General features: G+C 50.7%; 14 protein-coding genes and 1 pseudogene. 3 read left to right on the top strand and 12 right to left on the bottom strand.

Going from position 1 to position 21,441, the window contains the following annotated elements; genetic code table 11:
* Positions 1–10 precede the first annotated feature (10 nt).
* From ELY33_RS07310 to ELY33_RS07300, 3 genes are all read right to left on the bottom strand, one after another.
* Positions 11–1,840, bottom strand: coding sequence for an efflux RND transporter periplasmic adaptor subunit (locus tag ELY33_RS07310; protein WP_126946139.1), 1,830 nt, complete (start codon positions 1,838–1,840; stop codon positions 11–13).
* Positions 1,841–1,939: 99 nt separating this feature from the next.
* The gene (locus ELY33_RS07305) at positions 1,940–2,764 is read right to left on the bottom strand and encodes an efflux RND transporter periplasmic adaptor subunit (RefSeq protein WP_126946136.1); all 825 of its coding nucleotides are present in this window, start codon (positions 2,762–2,764) and stop codon (positions 1,940–1,942) included.
* Positions 2,765–2,981: 217 nt separating this feature from the next.
* Positions 2,982–3,764 (bottom strand): SapC family protein, encoded by a 783-nt coding sequence (locus ELY33_RS07300; RefSeq protein ID WP_126946133.1) that lies wholly within the window; start codon positions 3,762–3,764, stop codon positions 2,982–2,984.
* Between the two features lie 280 nt (positions 3,765–4,044).
* Here ELY33_RS07300 and ELY33_RS18080 point away from each other — a divergent pair.
* Positions 4,045–4,164 (top strand): annotated as a pseudogene (locus tag ELY33_RS18080) (IS5/IS1182 family transposase); the annotation flags it as partial.
* A gap of 248 nt (positions 4,165–4,412) precedes the next feature.
* Here ELY33_RS18080 and ELY33_RS07295 read toward each other — a convergent pair.
* A complete protein-coding gene (locus ELY33_RS07295) occupies positions 4,413–5,474 on the bottom strand; it encodes a TRAP transporter substrate-binding protein (protein ID WP_126946131.1) in 1,062 nt (353 codons plus the stop codon).
* 94 nt (positions 5,475–5,568) lie between these two features.
* Positions 5,569–7,932, bottom strand: coding sequence for a cytochrome P450/oxidoreductase (locus ELY33_RS07290; protein ID WP_244208579.1), 2,364 nt, complete (start codon positions 7,930–7,932; stop codon positions 5,569–5,571).
* Positions 7,933–8,135: 203 nt separating this feature from the next.
* Between ELY33_RS07290 and ELY33_RS07285 the strand changes: the two genes are divergently transcribed.
* Positions 8,136–8,813 carry an IclR family transcriptional regulator gene (locus ELY33_RS07285; RefSeq protein WP_126946128.1) on the top strand — a complete coding sequence of 226 codons (678 nt, stop codon included), beginning with the start codon at positions 8,136–8,138 and terminating at the stop codon, positions 8,811–8,813.
* Positions 8,814–8,966: 153 nt separating this feature from the next.
* On the opposite strand, the gene rnk is transcribed toward ELY33_RS07285, so the two are convergent.
* On the bottom strand, positions 8,967–9,380 hold the full coding sequence (gene rnk / locus ELY33_RS07280; RefSeq protein WP_126946125.1) for a nucleoside diphosphate kinase regulator: 414 nt from the start codon (positions 9,378–9,380) through the stop codon (positions 8,967–8,969).
* A 128-nt stretch (positions 9,381–9,508) separates the two neighbouring features.
* The gene (gene gdhA, locus ELY33_RS07275) at positions 9,509–10,861 is read right to left on the bottom strand and encodes an NADP-specific glutamate dehydrogenase (RefSeq protein WP_126946122.1); all 1,353 of its coding nucleotides are present in this window, start codon (positions 10,859–10,861) and stop codon (positions 9,509–9,511) included.
* Between the two features lie 474 nt (positions 10,862–11,335).
* Here gdhA and ELY33_RS07270 point away from each other — a divergent pair, with 474 nt between their 5' ends.
* Positions 11,336–12,511 (top strand): ATP-binding protein, encoded by a 1,176-nt coding sequence (locus ELY33_RS07270; RefSeq protein ID WP_126946119.1) that lies wholly within the window; start codon positions 11,336–11,338, stop codon positions 12,509–12,511.
* Positions 12,512–12,564: 53 nt separating this feature from the next.
* Here the strand turns inward: ELY33_RS07270 and ELY33_RS07265 are convergent, their stop codons facing one another.
* The 5 genes from ELY33_RS07265 to ELY33_RS17825 all read right to left on the bottom strand — a co-directional run.
* On the bottom strand, positions 12,565–13,302 hold the full coding sequence (locus ELY33_RS07265; protein ID WP_126946116.1) for an efflux RND transporter periplasmic adaptor subunit: 738 nt from the start codon (positions 13,300–13,302) through the stop codon (positions 12,565–12,567).
* 26 nt (positions 13,303–13,328) lie between these two features.
* Positions 13,329–15,290, bottom strand: a complete 1,962-nt coding sequence (locus ELY33_RS07260) for a preprotein translocase subunit SecA (RefSeq protein ID WP_126946113.1) — start codon at positions 15,288–15,290, stop codon at positions 13,329–13,331.
* Between the two features lie 14 nt (positions 15,291–15,304).
* On the bottom strand, positions 15,305–17,455 hold the full coding sequence (locus ELY33_RS07255; RefSeq protein WP_126946110.1) for a site-2 protease family protein: 2,151 nt from the start codon (positions 17,453–17,455) through the stop codon (positions 15,305–15,307).
* Positions 17,456–17,458: 3 nt separating this feature from the next.
* Complete coding sequence (locus ELY33_RS07250; RefSeq protein ID WP_126946107.1) at positions 17,459–19,309, bottom strand: efflux RND transporter periplasmic adaptor subunit; 1,851 nt, start codon at positions 19,307–19,309, stop codon at positions 17,459–17,461.
* An 8-nt stretch (positions 19,310–19,317) separates the two neighbouring features.
* A partial coding sequence (locus ELY33_RS17825) for a calcium-binding protein (RefSeq protein WP_279629874.1) occupies positions 19,318–21,441 on the bottom strand: 2,124 nt, incomplete at its 5' end.

Here is a 21,441-nt window from a genome sequence, read left to right as displayed (position 1 = left end):
ATCGCTGTGCTTACCACCATAGCCAGAGCCTAACGCGATCCACCAACCGGTGGCTGATCACCCAGAAAACGTTCCGCTCGCCTTGGTCGACCTTGGCAATCCCTTCCATGCCAGGCCGCCACCACCGCTCGGGAGGCAATTCGATATCTGCTTTCAGCTGGAATGCCGGACCACTTATGTCTTCTACTGTGGCCACGGGGATAATACGACGCACGGTGAACGGCACGCGCACGTCTGGACGGCTGGCAAATGTAAACTCTCCGCGATCACCCTCTTCTATATAATGCACGTCGCGCTGCGACACGGTGATGTCTAGATACAGGTCATCTAACCGTGCCACTCGATAAAGCACATCGCCTTGGCTGACAGACAACCCCAACAGCGCCTGCCTATCTCCTTCAATGACGACGCCATCAAAGGGCGCACGCACCTCAGATTGCTCAAGATACACCGTCAAACGTTGCAATCTCGCCTCGTTTTGCGCCACCCGTGCGCGGCTAATCTCGGTTTCAACCAGGTCCATCATTGCCCGTGCCCGGTTAACCTCTGACTGATTGCGCAGCATGTCTGCACGCACTTCCGACTGCTGCAGCAGCCAATCCTGACGGTCCATCATCAGTAGCAACTCACCCTGCTCAACAACATCCCCGTTGGTCACCAGCGCCTCATCGACACGACCATCAAAGGGCACCCCAGCAATGCGGATATTGTCGGTGACTACGCTCGCTGAGCCTTCGATACGATGCGGCAAAGTACCCAATGCGCCGTACAGTAATAAAGCAGTAACGACACATGACATCACTTTGATCCACACCATTTCAGGGCCAACTAACCAACCTAGCCCACGGCGCAAAGTGCGCAGCCAACGCAGCGGCAACGGCTGCTCTCGCTCATGCAAATGCGTTAGCCGTGGCGTAATTACCTGACCTAGAAAATGCAAAGACGCCTGAACGTCTGCGGGGATAGGTTGACCATAGCGAATCAGCAGGATCACTAACCCTTCCCCCTCACGCTCTCCTATTAGCGGCAGCGAAAATAGTGACGTGCAACCATGGTCTGTTTGTAGCTGACGATGCGCCAGTACAATAACACCTGGCGTCGCGTCGCTATCAGGCTGCACGCTAATAGCCTGCTGTTGGTCAAATGCCTCCTCCATGGCGGCTTCAAAGCATTTGATAAGCTCGGTTTTACGCTCGAAGCGATCCATATGGCTAACAGCACGCACCTTCAGGTAGGGGCCTTCGCTCCAGCCAATAACCGCTTGATCAATCGCCTCGCTGTGGCTAACTAAGCCGTTGGCCAGCGCATGAACCGCCGTAGAAAAGCGCGATGCTTGATAGATTTCAGCCAGCAAATTGAGAAAACTGAGCACCTGCGTTGCTGTCTCTTGTCCCATGGCGGGCGCACCAGCCACCGCATCGAGATTAGGAATATCTGCAATTAGCTGGGCGCGTACGACGATGTCATTAACACGGTGAGCGGCATCAGAATTAAGTAACAACACTAAATAAACGTGCTCTTGCCCACTAAGCGGCACGACTAGGCGCAGCACTCCCCGCGCATCTGACGGTGTGCCGATAGCAAAACGGTTGGATTCAGCGCGCTGCGTTAGTGCGGCTAACCATGGGGCGCTGACAATATCGTGGGATTCATCAGCACTGTTAAGTACCGCAGCATGAATGTGAAAGGTGTCGCCAGCAGACTTCTCGACCACCAGCGCCGAGCGAGCCAAACACAATGATAGAACCGCCTCCAGCAGCCGCTGCCAGAATGCCGCGTCGATGTGAGAGACATGCCGCAGCTCCCGAAGTTGGTCGATGACGAGTTGAGGGCTGGACATGAAATGGTTTCCTAAAAACAACGGTACAAAAATCAACAAACGTAACGGCGCTTACAGGTAGCCGCCGCTATCTGACAGTCGAACAACCACAGGATTTAATTAAAGTTGGGCAGTGGCACGTGAACCAGGACGAATATTTCCGGTGAGGTTAGGCACCTCAATATCAATACCAACGAGACCACTCGCTTGATCAGCAACAGGAGAAATAGACGTCACCACCCCTTCATGCGGCCCAATGCCTTCAATGGCAACCGGTACCGGGCTACCCGTTTCTAACCTGCGGGCAAGAGCATCAGGAATGCTAATACGCAATACCACAGCGCTCAGGTCCACCAACGTAGCGACCGTATCACCGGCGGACACCCACTCGCCGTCAAATTTCTCAATATGCGTGATCACGCCATCGATAGGTGCCTTCAATGTCAGCGCATCTAGCGCCTCGACAGCCAGTTGATACTCTAATTCGGCCAACGCTTTTTGTACTTGGCTACTATCACGCTGCCCACGAGTTTGAAGACGCTCTAGCTGTAGCGCATCTAATTCATCTTGGCTGACCGACCCTGTGGTATTCAACAGAGTCCTCAAAATCTGATACTGGTTATCGAGAATACGCAAACGCTCGCTGCTAGCAACGATTGCCGTCTCATCCTCCCAGACTTGCAGACGTCGCTGCATTTCGAGTTCTGCTGCCGCCGTATCCAATTGCAGCAGGGCTTCTCCCTGCTCCACGTGCATTCCTTCGCGAGTCGTTACCGTGGCAATCAATCCCGCGACCGGCAAGGCCAGATCACGCTCTTCAATGGCATACAGAACACCTTCAAAGGGTCGCGGCGTCTCTTGTGCAACGGCCTGGGGAGCCAGCAAAGCCATTAACCCAGTAACGGCAAGGGCTTTCATTGCCCCACAGGTTAAAGATGAGGCCATAGTAATGATCTCTAATATTTAAAATCGGAAAGGAGAGCACTTTAAAGATGAACCCTGCCTGTTTAGACAGGGCCGTGCGGCAGCAGAATGGACAGCAACGCTTAACCGTTAGGCTTATCAACTAGCTTTAATAACCAGCTTTAACAACTAGCTTTAATAACTAGCTTTATCAAAAAGCACTGAACAACCGGGCGTGATAACCAAACTGACTATCATCTTAATGGATGCTGTCAGATTCTGTTGTCGTTGCTTGCTCAGGACTGGCGGCCTTCTCAGCACTTGCTGGCGTCAGACCGGTTACGCCTTCTTTAAGCTGTGAAAGACGCTCGATCTGCGCTAAAGACGTTAGGTGGGCGTAGATAGGTGCCAAGTAGCGGCGCTGACGCAGATCCAGTACGTTGCTATCGGACAGGTTATTTAAACGCTCTTCGTTAACGACATAGCAGCCGGTAATGTTCTTAACCTGGTTATCTTGACGAACGCGCATATTCAGCGGCGTAAACAAGTTCTGGTGGGCCAAGTGGTTGCAGAATTCATGCGTGAAGGCTTCCATCTGCTGTAGCTCGCCCAAGTAACGTTTGACGTTATCAACAACTTCCGTCGGCTCGCCATTTTCGTCAAACAGCGGGTTGCCTTCATCACGACTGACCGTGTCACTGCCTTCATCAACACATACCGTGTACTGCCCATCTTCATTAACTTTAGCGAGCGCGAAGGGGTAGCGACGAATAATGGCGGGAACGTAAGAAGCCTGCCACTTGCCATCAGCGCCGACAAATAAGTTTTCGCCTTCGTTAAGGCCCAACAAAACTACCGGGCGGAACGAGTCCTGTGCCTTATCTTCAATAAATACAATTGGATACACTGAAGCAGCACGTGCAAACTCATGAACCATTAACGAAGCGATATGGAAATCTTTGGCATAGCCAAAGCCCTCAATCGCCTTGATCTTGAGCGTTTTATGTTGCTCTTTATTGACGGGCACTAATTTTTTGAACATGGGGATCCCTTATTTTAGGCTTTTTTGCTTTTTATCTAGGCTTGGAAAAAACAAGCAGTTATAAATTCTTCAATAGCGTTAAAGCAACGTGAAGCTATATGTAGCAGGAGCTTACGAGATCAAAAGCATGCGTTAAGCAGCGTTTCTTATATATCATTTAACTTTTTGCAACACAAATTTCCCCTCAACGGAAACACTGCATAAATCCCGCCGTAGATGCCTGATCGCCATCAACAGGGTAAAATTTGGTTGTCACACCACCGTCTGACAGAGTCATCCAATGAAGCAGATCTCTTTCGCCCAAGCAGAGCACCAGAACAAGAAGAAGATGCCCCCCCCGCGAGCGGTTCTGACCCAAATGGAGGCACTGGCGCCTTGGCAATGGCTGATTGACGCAGTAGATGTGCCGCCCTGAGTGCTTCAGCCGCTCAAAGACGAATTAATCAGCGGTTTCCTAGCAGAGAAACACGGAAATGGAAGCGTGGGAATGGCAGGAACTTCTTGAGTATTAAGGATGGTGACAAAGGTGCATGCACAACCCATCACCCCTGTTAGCGGAAACCCTCGCCTTTCATCGGGCGAGGGTTTACGTGAAGTTTTGCTAAGGGGTTGCCCCCACTGAAGGTGTTTTTTTCGGGCAAGTAGACCTTACATACTCTGGTCAACTACCGCCTCAGCATTTAGCCCCTCTTCACTCTCTACGGCGTCGAGCTGCTCAAGGAAGAAATCGCGCGCGGCGTCACCATCCACGCCACGCTCCTTAGCCCCGGCCTCCCATTGGCCAGGAAGATCTGCGGCTATTTGCTGGAAGCGCTCAAGCTCTTCGGCAGGCAGCTCCAAAAACGTGTTGCCCTGCTCTTTCGCAAACTCAATACCACGCTCATCCACCACGTCCATCATGTAGCCAAACAGACGAGAAAGCCGCTCTCCTGACACTTCCTCAATGGCCGCACGATCCTCTTCAGAAAGGGACGCCCATGTATCAGGGTTAATGACCATCGAGAAACTACCGCGATAAAAACCACCCGGCATCTGGACGGTGTAGGGCAACACCTCCGCTAGACGAAAACTTTTGAGCCCTTCAAGCGTTAGCATTGCGCCGTCAATAACGCCCTGTGTGGCAGCCTCATAGGTGCTAGCAGGGGGCAGTGCTACGCCAGTAAGCTCAAGTGCGTTCGAAATGTCCGCCATAATGCCACCGCCAATTCGCACGCGCTTACCGTCCAGGTCGTCAAGGCCATCAATCTCTTCCGTCAAATAAAGAGCACCAGGGCCGTGCACCCCAACCCCAATCACCTCAACCCCACGGTGTTCGTTAGCCTCGGCTAGGAACTCGTTATGGGTGCGCCAATAAGCCACCGAAGCGGACTCAGACGAAAAGTCTTCAAACGTGGGGAGTTCAGGTAGTTTGGTCAGCTCGAAACGACCCGGCATCAAGCCGTGAAAAAGCCAAGTAACGTCCGCCACTCCGTCTGCGATTAATTCCATTTGAGAACTTGGCGGACCCATATCGTGAACCACGTTAACAGTGACACGCCCTTCAGTAGCTTCCTCTACCCAGCTTCCCCATGTCGGCCAAACAATTGTGTTAACGCCATGATTAGGGCCTGCCCAAGTACTAATCTGCAGTTCAGTCGAGGCGGTGGCATGTTGTAAAGTGCCTAATGCCATCAAGGCAGAAAGTGTTGTCAGTGTGGCGAGTTTTTTCATTATTACTGTCCTCTCGTTCATTTCAGAAGTGGCATGCAAGGTGTTGCGTTTTAATGTTGTTGGTTGTTGGTTGTTGGTTGTTGGTTGTTGGTTATCAGAGAGCGAGTACAAGACGACCACCCTCAGCTCTTGAACAGCAGGCCATCATACGATCACTGGCAGCCCGCTCGGCACGGCTGAGCACCAAGTCACGGTGATCAATATCCCCCTCGACAACAGCGACTTCACACGTACCACACAAACCTTCGCAGCAGTCGCTGGGCACATCCACGCCAAACGCTGTCAGTACTTCCAGCAAGGTCTGATCATTACCGACCTGAAGTGTCACATTAGAATCGGTAAGCACTACCTCGAAGGCATGCTCTTGTTCAGGATCAAGGATGTTAGAACGAGCCGAAAAATGCTCAACATGTAAGATTCCTTCCGGCCAGTTCTGCGCCAATAGCTCAAGGGCTTCTAACATTCGTTCAGGGCCACAGCAGTAGACCTGGTCACCCTTGGCTACGTTGCTAAGTGCAATCGAGATATCAAGCCGACAGCCCTCATCACTCGCATGAACGGTCAGCGCTTCGCTATGATCACGTTCGGCTCGCTCTAAAAAGGCCATGGTTCGCCGCCCGGCGCCGCAATAGTGGAGTGTGTATGGCTTACCTAACGCCTTAAGTTGATCAGCCATGGTAAGAATCGGCGTGATACCAATACCACCCGCTATTAAGGTATACCGCTCTGCGGTCTCATCCAGATGGAAATGGTTTTTTGGGCCAGCAATATGCAGGATGTCGCCCGGCTTGACCGTGTCGTGAAAATGTAATGAACCGCCACGTCCTTCAGGCTCACGGAGGATGGCAATAGACAAGCGATGCCGGTCATTACGCTTTCCACACAGCGAGTAATAGCGCCGCCACTCGCCTGAGACCAACTCGATATGCGAGCCAGGTGACCAGTCCGGCAACTCACGGCCATAGGGGTCGGCAAGGTCGATGCGAATGACGTCTTCGGCTTCACGCTCCACCTCGGTGACTAAAACCCGACGCACAATATCCTCTTTGATAGGCGCGCCAATATGGAAATGCGTCGGGTTATCTAGCACCCCACGGTTGCGACGTTCAGGATTCTGCTCAGGGTCCCACTCCACCCAAAGCGAGGTTGGGCCACGGAAAGAAGTATTGGGCAGATACTCGAACGCTTGGTTTTCAACGAGGTGTATATGGGGTAAACGGCGGACAAATTCGTCAAGGATAATACGCATTTCCATGCGGGCAATATTCTTACCCATACATTGATGAGCACCGTAACCAAAGGTGAAGTGCTCAGCTGAGTTATGGCGGTAAATATCAAACTCATCAGGGTTTTCAAAATGCCGTGGATCACGGTTAGCTGATGCTTGTACCAGCAACAGTTTGCCACCTTTTGGGATCGTCACACCCCCTACGTCAGCATCCTCAGTAGCGATACGGCGCCAGGCCACCACAGAGCCAGCAGCACGAAGACACTCCTCAATAGCACTGGGGATTAGCGTCGGGTTATCACAAATATCGTTCCAAGAAGCACGGTTCGATAGCAGTATGCGGAAGGCATTCGAGGTGGCGAAAGCCGTTGTCTCATGAGCAGCCACCAAAATCGCCATCATCATTGAGCGCAGGTAGCTCTCAGGCACAACATCGGGGTGCTGGTTGTGCATACGGATCGAATCGTACATCCACCCCTCACCGGTTGGCTCTTCACGCATGCGATCGAGAATAGCCTGCGCCGTTTTCCAGAATTGCCCAACGTCTTCAGCAATCTTCAGCTGCTGTTCTGGCGAGGGGCGGCCCCAAGTGTTAAGCGTGTGAGCGACCGAGAATTTGCGGAGTTCTTTGGCATCTTCACTGGGCACCCCCAGAAAACGCAGCGCCACGGTCATGGGGATTTCCCGAAACATCTCCTCCACTAGATCCGCGCGGCCTTTATCGATGAAATGATCCATGTAGCTCCGCACTAACTCGCGTACCCATGCTTCATGCTTCTCGAGGTTCTCAGGCAGGAAAGCATCCATCAGCAGGCGGCGGCGCTCCATGTGGTCTGGCTCATCCTCATTAACCATGGTGCGACGCATTGCAAAGCCGTAGCTTTCAAGAATTTTAGCCGCTTCTGGCGGCGCTGGCGTCAGCTTCTCCAAGGCAATCGCGGGCGAAAAGGTGAGATTGTCACGAAAAACAGTTTTTACCTCTTCATAACGGCTCACGACCCAATACCCAAGCTTAGGACTGAAGAACACCGGTTCCTGCTCGCGAGACCAGCGTAGCGCCTCAGCGGGGTCAAGCTGGTAAGACGCGCCGAAAGGATCAAAGGCAGCAGCATCCCGGGAGACGGGGCATCCCGTCGGTGATGTCATCGTTGCGTGGTTAGCTGCATGATCGGGCTGACGAAAAGGACAGCCTTCTGACATTTTATCGGGCTGGCGTGCAGATGTGGTCATGATGTCTCCAATGGGGGGAACGTTCAGCAAGACACTTGTTTTATTTTTGTCTCTATTAACGCACAGTCATTATCTATTATAGAAACAAAATATAGAGAAAGAGTCTCGCATCGTCAATACGTGTTTGCAGCCCCAAGGTACTGCGCCATACTTGTCGATCCTTCATTATCCAAACGCCAACGTCTGTCTGAGGTTCACAACTGATGTCGTCCACGCTTCAAACGCTTGATCGCGGCCTGCTTGCCTTAAAAATAGTTTCAGAGCATAACGAAGGCATCAGCATCGCCAAGCTTGCTGAGGAGCTTGAAGTGCACAGGGCGATCGCCTATCGCATCGTCGCCACACTCGAGTCACATGCCCTGCTTACCCGCACACAGGGAGGCACCCTTAGGTTAGGCGCAGGCATTACTTTGCTCGCCTCTCGTTTTGAACCCCAGCTCCATGCGGTCGCCCTGCCATTGCTAAAAACCCTGGCCAAAGCAACACGCGCGACTGCGTTTATCTCTCTGTCCCAGGGGGAAGAGTGCATGGTGACGCTGGTCGCTGAGCCTGAAGAAGGAATGCTACGGGTGGGATATCGCGTGGGCAGCCGCCACCCGTTAACACAAGGGGCAGCTGGTATCGCGATTTTGGCAGGACGAGCACCGAAGGAAGAGGACAGCCCAGAGGTAAGGCAAGCCCGCGCTGATGGCTATAGCCTTACGCGCGGACAACTGCAGCGTGGCGCTGTCGGAGTCGCCAGCCACATTCCCACCACCCGGTCTGGTATTGGCATGGAAGCGTGTGTCGGGGTAGTCGCAATGGACGACCTGGATAGTGAGCGGGCGATTCGCGAGGTAAAGACGTGCGCAAAACAATTAGCGGAGCTGATTGGACAATAGCGCCGAGAGCTCGGCGATCGACCTTGGCCTCTGAGCCGCATTCCATATCGGCGAACCGGCGCAACGTGCGACCCGTTCGCCATTGGGGATCAGTTCATACTTGAAAGCTTGAATGAAGTGCTCTCTCCAAGGCGAAGAGTCGTCACCACTTACTCATCGATGAAACTGTTTTTCCCGCTCGGGCTGCCAAAAAATAGCATCGATGCGCAGGCGCACTTCGGTATTGTTGGGTAGCGGCCACTCAATCACATCGCCTACTCGCAAGCCAATTAAGGCTGCACCAATCGGTGCCATCACCGAGATACCGTCCTCAACGCTGGCAAGTGCATGAGGATACACCAACGTTCGAATCATCTGACGCTCGCGGGTCAGGTCAGTAAAGCGAATCTGACTGTTCATGCTAACCACATCCTCAGGGATATCCTGCGGATCAAGCACCTCGCCGCGAGCCAATTCCTCTTCAAGTAACGCCGCCACCATCATGTCTTTTTCAGAGGCGGTATCAATTAGACGCTGAAGTCGTTCAGCATCAAGACGGTTAATGATGATTGGAGGACGCTGACCCATTTCTACTCTCCTTGTAAAGCAATCAATAATGGTGTTGCGAGTATAAAACCCACCAACAAAAAAAAGCCCTTCCCCAAAGGGAAAGGACTGTGTCGTCATAGTATATGTGGTCTACCCAGTTAAAGCGATCAAATAACGCCCTGCTCAATCATCGCATCGGCCACTTTTCGGAAACCTGCAATATTAGCGCCCACGACAAGGTTACCCGGCTCACCGAATTCACTTGCCGTGTCCGCGCATTGGCGATAAATACCCGCCATAATCTGCTTAAGTTTTTGGTCTACCTTCTCTAATGGCCACTGTTCCATACTGCTGTTTTGAGCCATTTCCAGCTGGCTAGTGGCTACACCACCCGCATTAGCCGCCTTGCCAGGACCATAGGCAATTTTAGCCTCCAAAAAGACATCTACCGCCTCTTTGGTGGAAGGCATATTGGCCCCCTCGCTCACACAGGTAACACCATTCGCGAGCAGCGCCTTGGCATCGGCGTCGGTCAGCTCGTTTTGTGTCGCACAAGGGAATGCCGCCTCGCCTTCAATACGCCAAACCGCGTTGCCATCCTGCGGGTAATCTCGAACCGAGATATAATGAGCTTCCGGATGGTCGTGCAGATAACCTTCCAACGACACACGCTGCACTTCTTTCAACTGCTTCAACAAGCCTAAATCGATACCGTTCGGGTCGTGAATCGTCCCTTTGGAATCACTACAGGTAACAGGCGTGGCACCCAGCTCATAAAGCTTTTCGATAGTATAGATTGCCACGTTGCCCGCACCCGATACCAAACATGTTTTACCACGCAAGGCGTCGCCCTTTGCTGCCAGCATGTTCTCGGCAAAATAAACCGCACCGTAGCCAGTGGCCTCCTTCCGGCCAAGAGAGCCGCCCCAGTTCAAGCCTTTCCCCGTGAGCACGCCTTCATAGTGCCCTGTTAAGCGCTTATATTGACCAAAGAGATAACCGATTTCTCGCCCACCAACGCCAATATCACCGGCGGGAACATCGGTATGCGGGCCAATATGACGATAAAGCTCCGACATGAATGCCTGACAGAAGCGCATAATTTCATTGTCAGACTTACCCTTCGGGTCAAAGTCAGCGCCGCCTTTACCACCGCCAATCGGCAAACCCGTTAGGGCATTTTTAAAGATTTGCTCAAAGCCTAAAAACTTAATGGTGCCTGACGTCACGCTGGGGTGAAAACGCAAACCGCCTTTATAGGGGCCAAGCGCCGAATTAAATTGAACGCGATAACCTTTGTTTACCTGGACACGGCCAGCATCATCCACCCAGCTGACCCGAAACATCACCTGACGTTCCGGTTCAACAATACGTTCAATTATGCTGTGGTCATGATAGTGCGGGGCACGCTCGAACAGCGGACGCAGGCACTCAAGCACTTCTTCTGTCGCTTGATAAAACTCAGTTTGTGCAGGACTACTTTTCGCTAAGCTTGTCAGCGTGTCGTGGACATACGGCATAAACAGACACCCTTTTACAGTTAAAAACGTCGATTTGCTGGCCAGAGCGATGACGTATTTAACTGCGAGTACGCAAACCTGCATACCCTATGCCGGTTTGGTATGGGCAAAAAAAGCACGAAAAGTAGACTAAAGTGGCGTCTAGATTGCTCCCTCATGGTGCAATCATTAAACACTAATAAACGTTTTATAAACGAACTAAGCTGTCAGCGCAGGAAAAGATTGGTCACAACGACGCCATCGCGTTAACAATTCCTGATATGACCCTACTGGTGGAAGGGGGGGTATAGCCTCAGAGCGAAGTACGAGTCAGCCTTAGTCGGGCCTTTTCACCCGAATGGCAGGCATCACAGCTCTCCACACCCCTGGAAAGCAGAGCGCCCATTTACTTATACGCTGACCCCTTTCAGCTCTTTTATGATAAATTATATTATATTTTATAATTTATATATTTTCTAATAATTGAGCATAAAAATGAGCATACGTTTCGTTTATCATCGAATAACCTTAGCTGATTCAATCGTGCAGGGCATGGCCGGCGCTGCGATCGTTGACTACAGCTCAGGACTCTTCCTGACGGCCCCGCGGCGCACTGGAAAAAGTACCTTTCTGCGAGAAGACTTGATCCCAGCGTGCACTGCTCAAGGATGGGAGACCGTTTACGTTGATCTCTGGACGAACCGCGACGTAAGCCCCGCCATCTTGATAGAAAAGGCGATCGCTACAAAACTGATCGAACATCAAACACAAATCCAGAAGCTGTTCACAGCAACGGGCGCCAATAAAATCACTCTGCTTCGGTCTATCTCCTGGGATCTGACGACAAGCGCGTTACCGGACGAGGCCACCTTGGCCGACGCATTGCAACTGCTATACCTTGCGACAGACAGAATGGTCGTGTTGATTGTCGATGAGGCGCAGCACGCCTTGAATTCAGACGCCGGCATGAACTCTATGTTTGCGCTGAAGGCGGCTCGCGATGCGTTAAATCAGGGCGAAACGCGGCCAGGACTTCGTTTGGTCTTTACGGGGTCTAGCCGAGACAAACTCGCCCAGCTTGTCCTGAATACAAAGCAACCCTTTTTTGGAGCACAAATCACGCCGTTTCCACTGCTGGGCCGGGATTTCGTTGAGGCCTATACCGAAGACCTCAATACCAAATTAGCCGAAAGGAACCGTTTCCAGGTTGATGCGATGTACCGGGCATTTGAGCTGGTGGGAAACCGGCCTGAATTATTAGCCAGCATCGTCAGCCGCATAGCCTTGGAAATGGGCGAAGCGCCTAACCTGGGAGATCTGCTGGAAAGTAATGCGCATGCCTTTCAGCAAGAGCTTTGGGGGGAATACTCGCTATCGTTCGACCCGCTTCCCAACATTCAGAAAGCGGTGCTTAAGGCGGTCGCACGTAGCTTAGCATCTCGCGAACCCTTTGCGGCTTACAAAGAGGAAACCGTCAAACTCATAGCCCGGTTGGCACGGGAGCAAAATCCTGAATGTGACCTACCGACGGCTCAGCATATTCAGCAGGCGCTTGAAGCACTGCGAACAAAAGAGCTGATATGGCGCGTCGGTCGCGGCATGTATGCCCTAGAAGATGAGGGAATGGCCGACTGGCTAGCTTCCCAGGCTGAGGATGCGCCTAAGGCGTGAAGGTAGTTAGGAGTTACTGACGCACTGGCGTGCAGCTGGCTCAAAAGGCACCTTTAAGCGCTAGTAGGTAAGCGGCAGTTAATACCAGGTGGTATCACGTTATCAGTATTATTCAATGCTAAATAAATAACGAAGGTGCCACTCGAAGGATCGATAAAGCGATCAATACTGGTAATTTCAGCAGGCATTGATTCGCCTACAGGCTCAACCAATTCAATATCTATTACATCACCTACTGAGAATCGACCAAATGCACTTAATGGAAGCACCAGCTCGAGCTCCAGCGGATCAATCTGGACAAGCTGCATTACAGGAGTGTTGTCGATGTACTCTCCTTCCTCACTTTCTAATGAGGAAATGATGCCTGGAAAAGGAGCTTGAATGATGCGATCTGCAATTCTTGCCTCTGCCAAATCCGCTTGTAACCTAGCTATGCTAAGTTCTGTATCCATTTCATCGCGTTCACTCTCACTCAAAATACCTCGCTCAATGAGCCGCTGATTACGCTGTAACGTGCGCTGTGCGAATGCAACACGTGCGGACTCAAGCGCAAGGCTCGCTTCCTCAACATTGCTATTAAGGCTAAATAATACTTGTTCTCTTTCTACCTCTTCACCACGCTGAACATCTATAGTTTCTAAAAGTCCAGGTACTCCACTGGAGAGGGTTGCGGATTTACTCGGCCCGACCAAGCAACTAACTGCCTGAATATCAGCTTGGGAGATTGACGGCACCACTAGCAATGTGGAGACCAAAAAAGGAAGTGATGCTAACGCGCTTATTTTAACCATGCTCGCTCCTATAGTGGGTAACCCCTTCACTCCAGGCGACCGCTAAACCCAAGTCGTTCACTACTTTTCCAATCGGCGCGCAACATACGTGCTCGTTGATGAGCATGCCGTTTCTCGCGCAGGCGCTGTGCTTTTTTTTGACGACGGTAAAGTCCGCCTATATTTTGTTGCCACCCTTGCAGTTCATCCAAAATGGCATCTTCTTCGCTGATAGCCCATTCAATCGAGCCGGGATCCCCTTGCCGTGCACAGCGCCCTTCAATCTGACGGTCAATTCTTCCTGCGTCATGCAGGCCTGCTGCGATAATGTGTAGACCGCCTAACGCTTTAGCTGCGTCATCGAGTTTTATATCTGTACCACGTCCAGCAATGCTGGTAGCGATAGTAACTGCACCTGTGTTCCCAGCACGCATTACTACGTCTGCTTCATTGTCGTCTTGGCGAGCATTGAGCACGTCATGGTGCGGAATGTGGCCTGCCAGTATCGCGGATAATTCTTCGGAGTCATTGACATTAACCGTAGTAATTAAAACAGGCCTGCCCTCTTCTGACTTCTCAAAGGCTCGCTTTGCTATCCACTGCCAGCGAGTCTGATTATCCTTAAAACTATGCACACGCCCTTTTTGACGGCGATTTTTTTGGTGGGGCGGGACTGGCAAAAAAGGACGCCCATAGGTTTGCCAGAGCTCTTTTTTAACTTCTTTGGCAGTACCCGTCATCCCTGCAAGATGTTGATAACGGCGAAAAAAACGCTGAAAAGTAATTTGTGCGAGTGTCACATTAGGGGCCGTCCGCTTACATCCTTCTAGTACCTCTAGTAACTGCTGCAGACCTTTTGCCCAGCGCCGATCTGGAAGTACCCTTCCATTATGCTCATCTATAATGAGAATCTTGTCGTCTCGCACTAAATAATGGCGATCTTTAATAATTTGGTGTTTAGCGACAAGTGCCTGGTGGGCCAACCATTCCAATTTTGCTTTTCCCAGTGGATGTCGCTGTCGCGTTATGTTTTGCGTTGAAAGCATTTCATTGGAAAGTACTTCTTTACCCTTCACAGTCAAGAAAAGAACACCTTTCTCAATATCAAAATGTTCTCCTTTTTTAAAATCCTTTGTCATTCTGAGTGATGCGTGAATCAACGAAAGATCAAGGCCGTCATCTCCGTCATCCTCGGCTGACAAGATTAAGGGAGTTCTCGCTTCGTCGAGCAATACACTATCAGCCTCATCTATAATGGCAAAATGTAACCCCCGCATTAAAAGTAAGCGAGTCGACAAACGACGTTGTAAGTTAGCCGCATGCGCTTGCAAAGGTGAGCGCACGTTGTCAAAACGTTTCATATCACGCAGGTAGTCAAAAACCAGCTCTTTACTGGTGCAATAGGTGATATCAGCACCGTACGCTTGTCGACGCTCGGCACTAGACATGTCATGTACTACGAAGCGCACATTCAACCCAAGGCGCTCATAAATAGGCAGCATCAGCTCGGCATCACGTTTTGATAAATAATCATTAACGGTAACAACATGCACTGGAACACCTGCCATTGCCGCAGTGGCAGCCGCTAAGGTCGCGGTGAGCGTTTTGCCTTCACCTGTTTGCATTTCTGTCATACAGCCCCGCATGAGCGACATTCCACCTAGTAATTGGACATCTCGGTGGGGCATCTGGAGTTCTCTTCGGGCTACTTCTCGTATTAATGCAAAGTTGCGTACCACATTGACAACATTAACTCCCGTTTTAAGTAATTGCTGCCTTTGGTCTTGTATATGCTGATTTAGCGCCGCATCGCTTAAGCGTTGTAACTTTTTGCCATAGTAATGTATGAAGGGAAGCAGCATTTTCAAAGCAAAAAGTGGCAGCGCTGAAGGTAAATGTGCATGGGCTGTCCCCCATGCCCACAGTTGATCTAGCCAACTAGGCGGCTGTACCACTTTTTCTGGTCGATCGACACCATTAACAGGATAGCGCTGAAGTGCAAACAACATGAGGTTAGCCTAATTTATCGTTCAAAGAGAGACAAAAAATTTCGTCTAATGTTGTCCCAAAGCCGATACCCTATAGGGGACGGTGTATGTACAAGCTTAATGTACACACGACTATCGAGCGCCACTGCCACTTCTGCGTCGATTAAAGGCTGTGCATTAACATCCAGCGTGTAATGTTGCCGGTACGCCCTAAGCTCTTCAGTCTGCTCCGGATCTAACGCTACTTGCCCTCCTCCCTGTCTTGTAAGCGTTATGCTGGGTATTTCTCGTGTCGCGCTTGGTGATATGCCTAACAATGTGCTTTCAAATTCACGGTTCTGTCCAGGCAGCTTCAGCTTTACCTCCTGCAAATCATTGACGACCTGCGGCTGCAAGTGTCCAAGAAGTAGTGATCGGATGCGGAAGTCGCTGTCTTGAGTGACGGTCCCAACGGTTTGGCCACGTTGGATAAACTGACCAAGGTGAAGGCGCCCTTGATCAAAATTTACTTGGCCACTCCTAGGGCTCACTATGCGTGTGCCTGAAGCTCGTAACTGCGCATCTGCAAGCCGATTTTCAATCAGGCTTAGGTTCTCTAACTCAATGGCAATCGCTTGAGGATTACCTACGGTTGCCTGAATGCGAAATTCAGCTTCGCGCCTTTGACCTTCAAGACGAGCAACTTCGCTGGTCAGCTCTGGCGCATAAAGGTCAGCCATTAACTGCCCTTCTTCAACAGTCTCTCCATCCTCTACCCACCAATGACGTAGCTCACCAGAAGCTCCAGCCCGTACATTTGTAGGTTCGCGACTATCAACGACACCGTGAATTACTGAGGAGTGAGGGAAAGGCATCAGTAATAGACCTGCTGCTACGGCGAACACAACGCCTAAGAGCCAACACCAGGCTCGTATTTTCGCACCCTCTAGTTGCGTGCCCACAACCATCTCCTTCAAGATTTTCAAACTTGGCAGAATTAGGGCCATATAAAGTGACCAAATAGCGAGCACCACGCCCACAAAGAAATAGCTAGTGGCCACAAAAATGGCAATAAATACCATCAAAAACATGCGATAGACGAAAGATATAATCGCATACATAACGAGCCAAAAAGACTCCTTAGAAGAATCTGCAGAACTTGTAGTGTCGCGCTTATTTAACAAAAAACGCTTGATCAGGAAGCCAAGTTGCTGATTAGCACGCTGTCCAAAATTAGGGATTTCTAACCAGTCTGATAACACATAATAGGCATCAAAGCGCAAAAGAGGATTGCCGTTAAAGAGCAGCGTTGAAATACCTGCGATCACCATGATGTTAAACATGATCGATCGTAGTAGACCTGGTTCAGCTAATACCCAGACCATCATTGCCAACGCAGCAATAAAAAGCTCAACTAAAATACCTGCGGCACCCACTAACATCCTTTGTTTTTTATCCGGACATACTGCCGCTGCCGATGCATCGACGTAGGGAACCGGAAAAAAAACTAAAAACATAACACCAATTTCGTGTACTTCCCCTCCCGTATCCTTAGTTGTCCAAGCATGGCCTAGTTCATGAATAACCTTAATGACTGGATAAACTAACGTCATAAGCAATAAGTTATTTAGACCTAACACTCTATCCGCAAGGTTGTCCGTCAAGGCCTCCCAATGCGTAGCCGCCAACACAACTGCAAAGCTAACAACAGTGATCCAAATAAGAGCCCCCCATATGCTTAAGACAGGCCTTACATAAGGATAAGTGGCATTAACGAAGGCATCTGGATCAACAAGCGGAATTTTTACGCCCAATGGGGAACGTAACACTTGTTTAATTTTTTTCAGACGTCCTTGTCGTTTACGGTGCGAGAGTTCGTCGATATCAATATCATGATACCCCGCAAGAACATTTGCATGATGTAATTTCGCGATGAGCCCTATTAACTCATCTTGTGTGGGCATTTCGTCGCCGATTTCATAGCTGACATCATCCCAGATTTTTTGCAGTGAAGAAGAACCGTCAAGGCGACCAATGACTTGATATGCCTCCGGTGTAAACCGGTGAGCTTGTCCCGTAAGAGCATCGAATAAGACATACCAAGGTGCCCCGCGGTAGTCGTGGCGATGTATGCTGGTATGTTTTCGAAGACGCGGTGCAAGGTGTGCAACGCGATGCCACTGATCGCTGTAAAGAGAAGCACTCATAAATTAAAACCACACCCGCCATTTAAGCATTAAGAGCCACTGTCTTAACTCGCGGGTCCAAATGCTAATGCGCCGCTGCTCGCCAAGCGGCACCCGTGCTACCCCCTCCATGCCCGATCGAAAGGCGGGGTCGTTACTTAGTAGCGTAGCTTCCGCAATAAAGTAATTGCTGCCTTCGCGTTGACGCGTCTCTTGGGTAACGCGCTGTACTTCAAACTCAAATTGTCGGTCTGTTAACGCTGCCAACAATAGTTCACCACGCTGACCCTCTTCTATATCGGCTACTCTAGACTCGTCCACAGCCAGCTCTAAACGATAGCGGCCCTCGGGTGCAAGACGCAAAAGTTCATCTCCTGTGCTAACCGCCCGCCCCAATTGCTGCGTTAAATCTCCTTCTACAATAATTCCATCGAATGGAGCTTTTAACGTAGATCGCTGCAGACGCGACTCAACCAGCGCTAAATCAGCTTCAGTTTGTGTCCGCTGAGCATCTAATATGTTTAAGGAGGCACGATCCCCTTCAGCTCTCAAACTTTGCGCTTCACTTTCTAACTTAGCTAATTGACTTTGGTGTTGCAGCTGCTGGAGACGAAGATCACGCGTATCCATAATCACTAACGCTTCCCCAGCACTTACGTGGTCACCAGCGCGCGCTTTGGCAGCATCTATATATCCCTGAAACGGTGCTGAAATAACGTGTTGAGATTCGCTAAGCAAGGTGGCGTCGGCTGCTTCGTAAGCCGTACCGGTTGCAAAATAACCGTAGCTCAAAAAGGCGACCAAACTGATGGCAGCCAGTTTATAGCCAAGATGCCCTGCACCTAGCAACGCAGCTAACTGCCCACGTATGGCGACCAGCATTTTTAATACTAGGGGACGATCATTGCGTCGTTTTTCTTCTAACGCTCTTATACTCAACGCCATCACGCTGCTTAACGCTTCAATCTCAGTTAGTGTGAAGGGATCTTCTCTCTCTACAGTTAGCGCGGCCTTAACACCCGTTTGATCAACGGCTGGCACCGTCAGCACATTGCTAATATCTGTCAGCTCCGACAGAGCAAAGTGAGCACGGTTAACAGCGGCCACACCACCTTCAAGCGCCCTTTCTTTTGGCCACACAACAGGACATCGCTGATCAAGCGCTTCGTCCATTGACGTTTCAGTTGCCCGTATGCGGTTCATCTTATTATTAAAATTAGCGCTATGGGAGATGCTAGTGATCTTCGTTCGTGCGCCTGAACGCCAACCTAGACTCACGCGTTCAGCGCGCATTAACGATGACAGTTTGGTCGTCAACTGCAAGGCTGCCGACTCATAGCTAGGTTGCTCCAAAACGGCGGCCAAAAGCGAAAAAAATTCGCTTTGCTGTCGCGTTGATGCATGAGCTTTTAACGCTTCATTGGATAGGCAGTCCAACTCTAGCCCCGAGACACTGTCTTCTAAATGATACAGAAACGCAGTGAGGTAACGCTTATTTGATGCATGTGTTGATGTCCGATACGTGACGTGAAAAGCAACGGCACCTACTACTTTTCCATCACCCTCAGGTGAGCGATCCAAAATAGGATAACCAACGCCGTACCCCTCTTCACCTATTGATACAACAGCGCCTTGCGCGGCCTCTAATGCCTGGCTGGCAACATCGAGTAACCCCACTCCTTCCGCTTGCGCTGGCCACAGCGCTATGGGCTGGAATTGTCCATCTTGCTCCCATAGCGCGATGCCTTCTACAAAGTGCAAATGTACGTGCGCACTGATAAAGCGATCAGCCTGAAGCTCTAACCATCGTTGTATTTCACCAACCTCGGTAATTTGAGAGGTTGCCACTTCATTGCTCTGCCATGCCGAACTCATCAGCTACCCTATTTTTGTTGCGGAGTTGTCATTTTTTGCCAGTTCCGCGCGGCGGACTCACGACGTAGCTTTTCAAGCTGATCTAAAGCATTCGTCTTATTTCGCTGGTGGGCTACCGCCAAGGCTGAGGCTCCACTCACTGCGGCAAGCCAGCCTTCAGGAAGGCCATCAAGCTCTTCACTTTCCACAACATCGCTTTCTGATATTTCTTCTTCAGCAGATAACTCCCCCTCTGTCCCTTCCACCGTTTCAGATGCTTCGTCGACTGCTTCACCTTCTATGACCTCATCACTAGGAAGAGCGTCCTCTAGGTCTGTGTCCAGCGCTTCTTCTGTACCCTCTGAAGGTACTTCTTGCTCATTCATCAGCACAGTCGTATCGGTGTCTTGAGCATTTCGCAGGCCTTCGGTCGCTGATAGTGCCGTTGCACTTGCGATACTGGACCGTAAGCTACCTGACTGGCGTTCCATCCACGCGTCTATCAACTTAGCAATACGACTGGATGAATCCCGCTCTTCACTTTCCATTGTGAAAGCGGTGTCCATGACATTCATCGAATCAAGCGATCGGGCGATGATAATAGGCTCAGCCTCTGCCACATCATCACGGCCGTTGGTGCTATATAGCGCTTCAAGTGAGGCACGGATCAAATCAGAACGGCCGTATGAGATAGTCTCTAGGTGCACCATACGCTCTTGCTCGTTCGGCGCACTTATTTCAATTTCGAAAAAGCCATAGTCACCGACGAATATGTCCTTAGAGAAATTGGCCTCAAAGAAGGTGTCTTGACCTGCACCGCCTATCGCACTGTTGTTACCTGCACCCACATGGATTTCATCATTGCCACCTTCATATATGCTCTTAGCATCGACAAAGAGTCTATTCTCCGTCCGGATGACACGCCCAAAGTCGCCAAATAAAATGTCATTTCCATCGCCGCCTTTAATAATGTCATCGCCAGCGCCACCGATTAGAATGTCACGGTCGGAGCCGCCGTTAAGCTCATTACCAGCGCCCAAACCAGGATTACCAGACACTACTCGTATGTAGCGGCCTTCGTTATCTGCCTCGATCACACCATCATCACCGATGACAATCGACTCACCAGCAGCGTTTATTGTTTCGTTAGCCCCAATCCCTGCAATGACATAGTCACGGCCCGAGCCTGTTGTAATAGTGTTGTTGCCAGCCGTCGAGGGCACAACATCAAGGCTTTGCAATAGGCGTCGAATACTATTTTCACCTTCGATGAAGCCGTTGTTGCCTATGACGCTGTTATCACCACTTTCAAGATCAATGGTATTGCTGCCTTTTCCACCAATTACCCAGTTATCGCCTCCATCGCTGGTGATGGTGTCATCTCCACCAAATTCGAAGTGAGTTGAAATAAGTTTCTTCACTTCACCTTGGTCATCAAACGTTATACGACCGTTATCGCCAATAATGCGATCACTGCCCAAGCCTGTTGAAATTTTGTTCTCGCCACTCCCACCAACTGCCAATACGGTGCCTGCATTGGCGTTGATGGTGTCGTTGCCGCCTGCCTCAGGTGCAAAGCTTTCAACGAAGTTAAGCAAACCCGTATCTAGCCAGTTGATTCGGCCGTTATCACCCATCAACACATGCTCGCTACCTTGAGCTGCGTCAGAGATCTCAAGGGTGTCGTTACCCGCACCGCCGAACCAGGTGACGTTGCCGGCATTAACGAACACCTTATCATCACCGCCAACGTCGGTTGCCAAGCTCTCAGCGCTGATGAGGACACCGTCATCCGTCCAGCCTAACTGGGCGTTATCGCCCATCAAGGCGTGCTGACTACCTTGAGCTGCATCGGTGATCTCTAGGGTGTCGTTACCGACACCACCAATCCAGGTGACATTGCCCGCGTTAACCGACACGGTGTCGTCGCCACCTTCTTCAAAGGCGAGATTTTCAGCGCTTACTAAGATGCCCTCATCAGTCCAGCCTAACTGGGCGTTATCACCCATCAGGACGTACTGGCTTTCCTGATCAGCATCGGTTATTTCAAGCGTGTCGTTACCCGCACCTCCGATCCAGGTGACGTTGCCCGCATTAACCGACACGGTGTCGTCGCCACCAACCTCTGGCGCAAGACTTTCGGCACGGATCAG

Source organism: Vreelandella andesensis, from assembly GCF_003989795.1.
In the GTDB taxonomy this organism is placed as follows: Bacteria; Pseudomonadota; Gammaproteobacteria; order Pseudomonadales; family Halomonadaceae; genus Vreelandella; species Vreelandella andesensis.
Note: the sequence above shows the minus strand (reverse complement) of the source record. Positions and strands in the feature narration are given on the sequence as shown.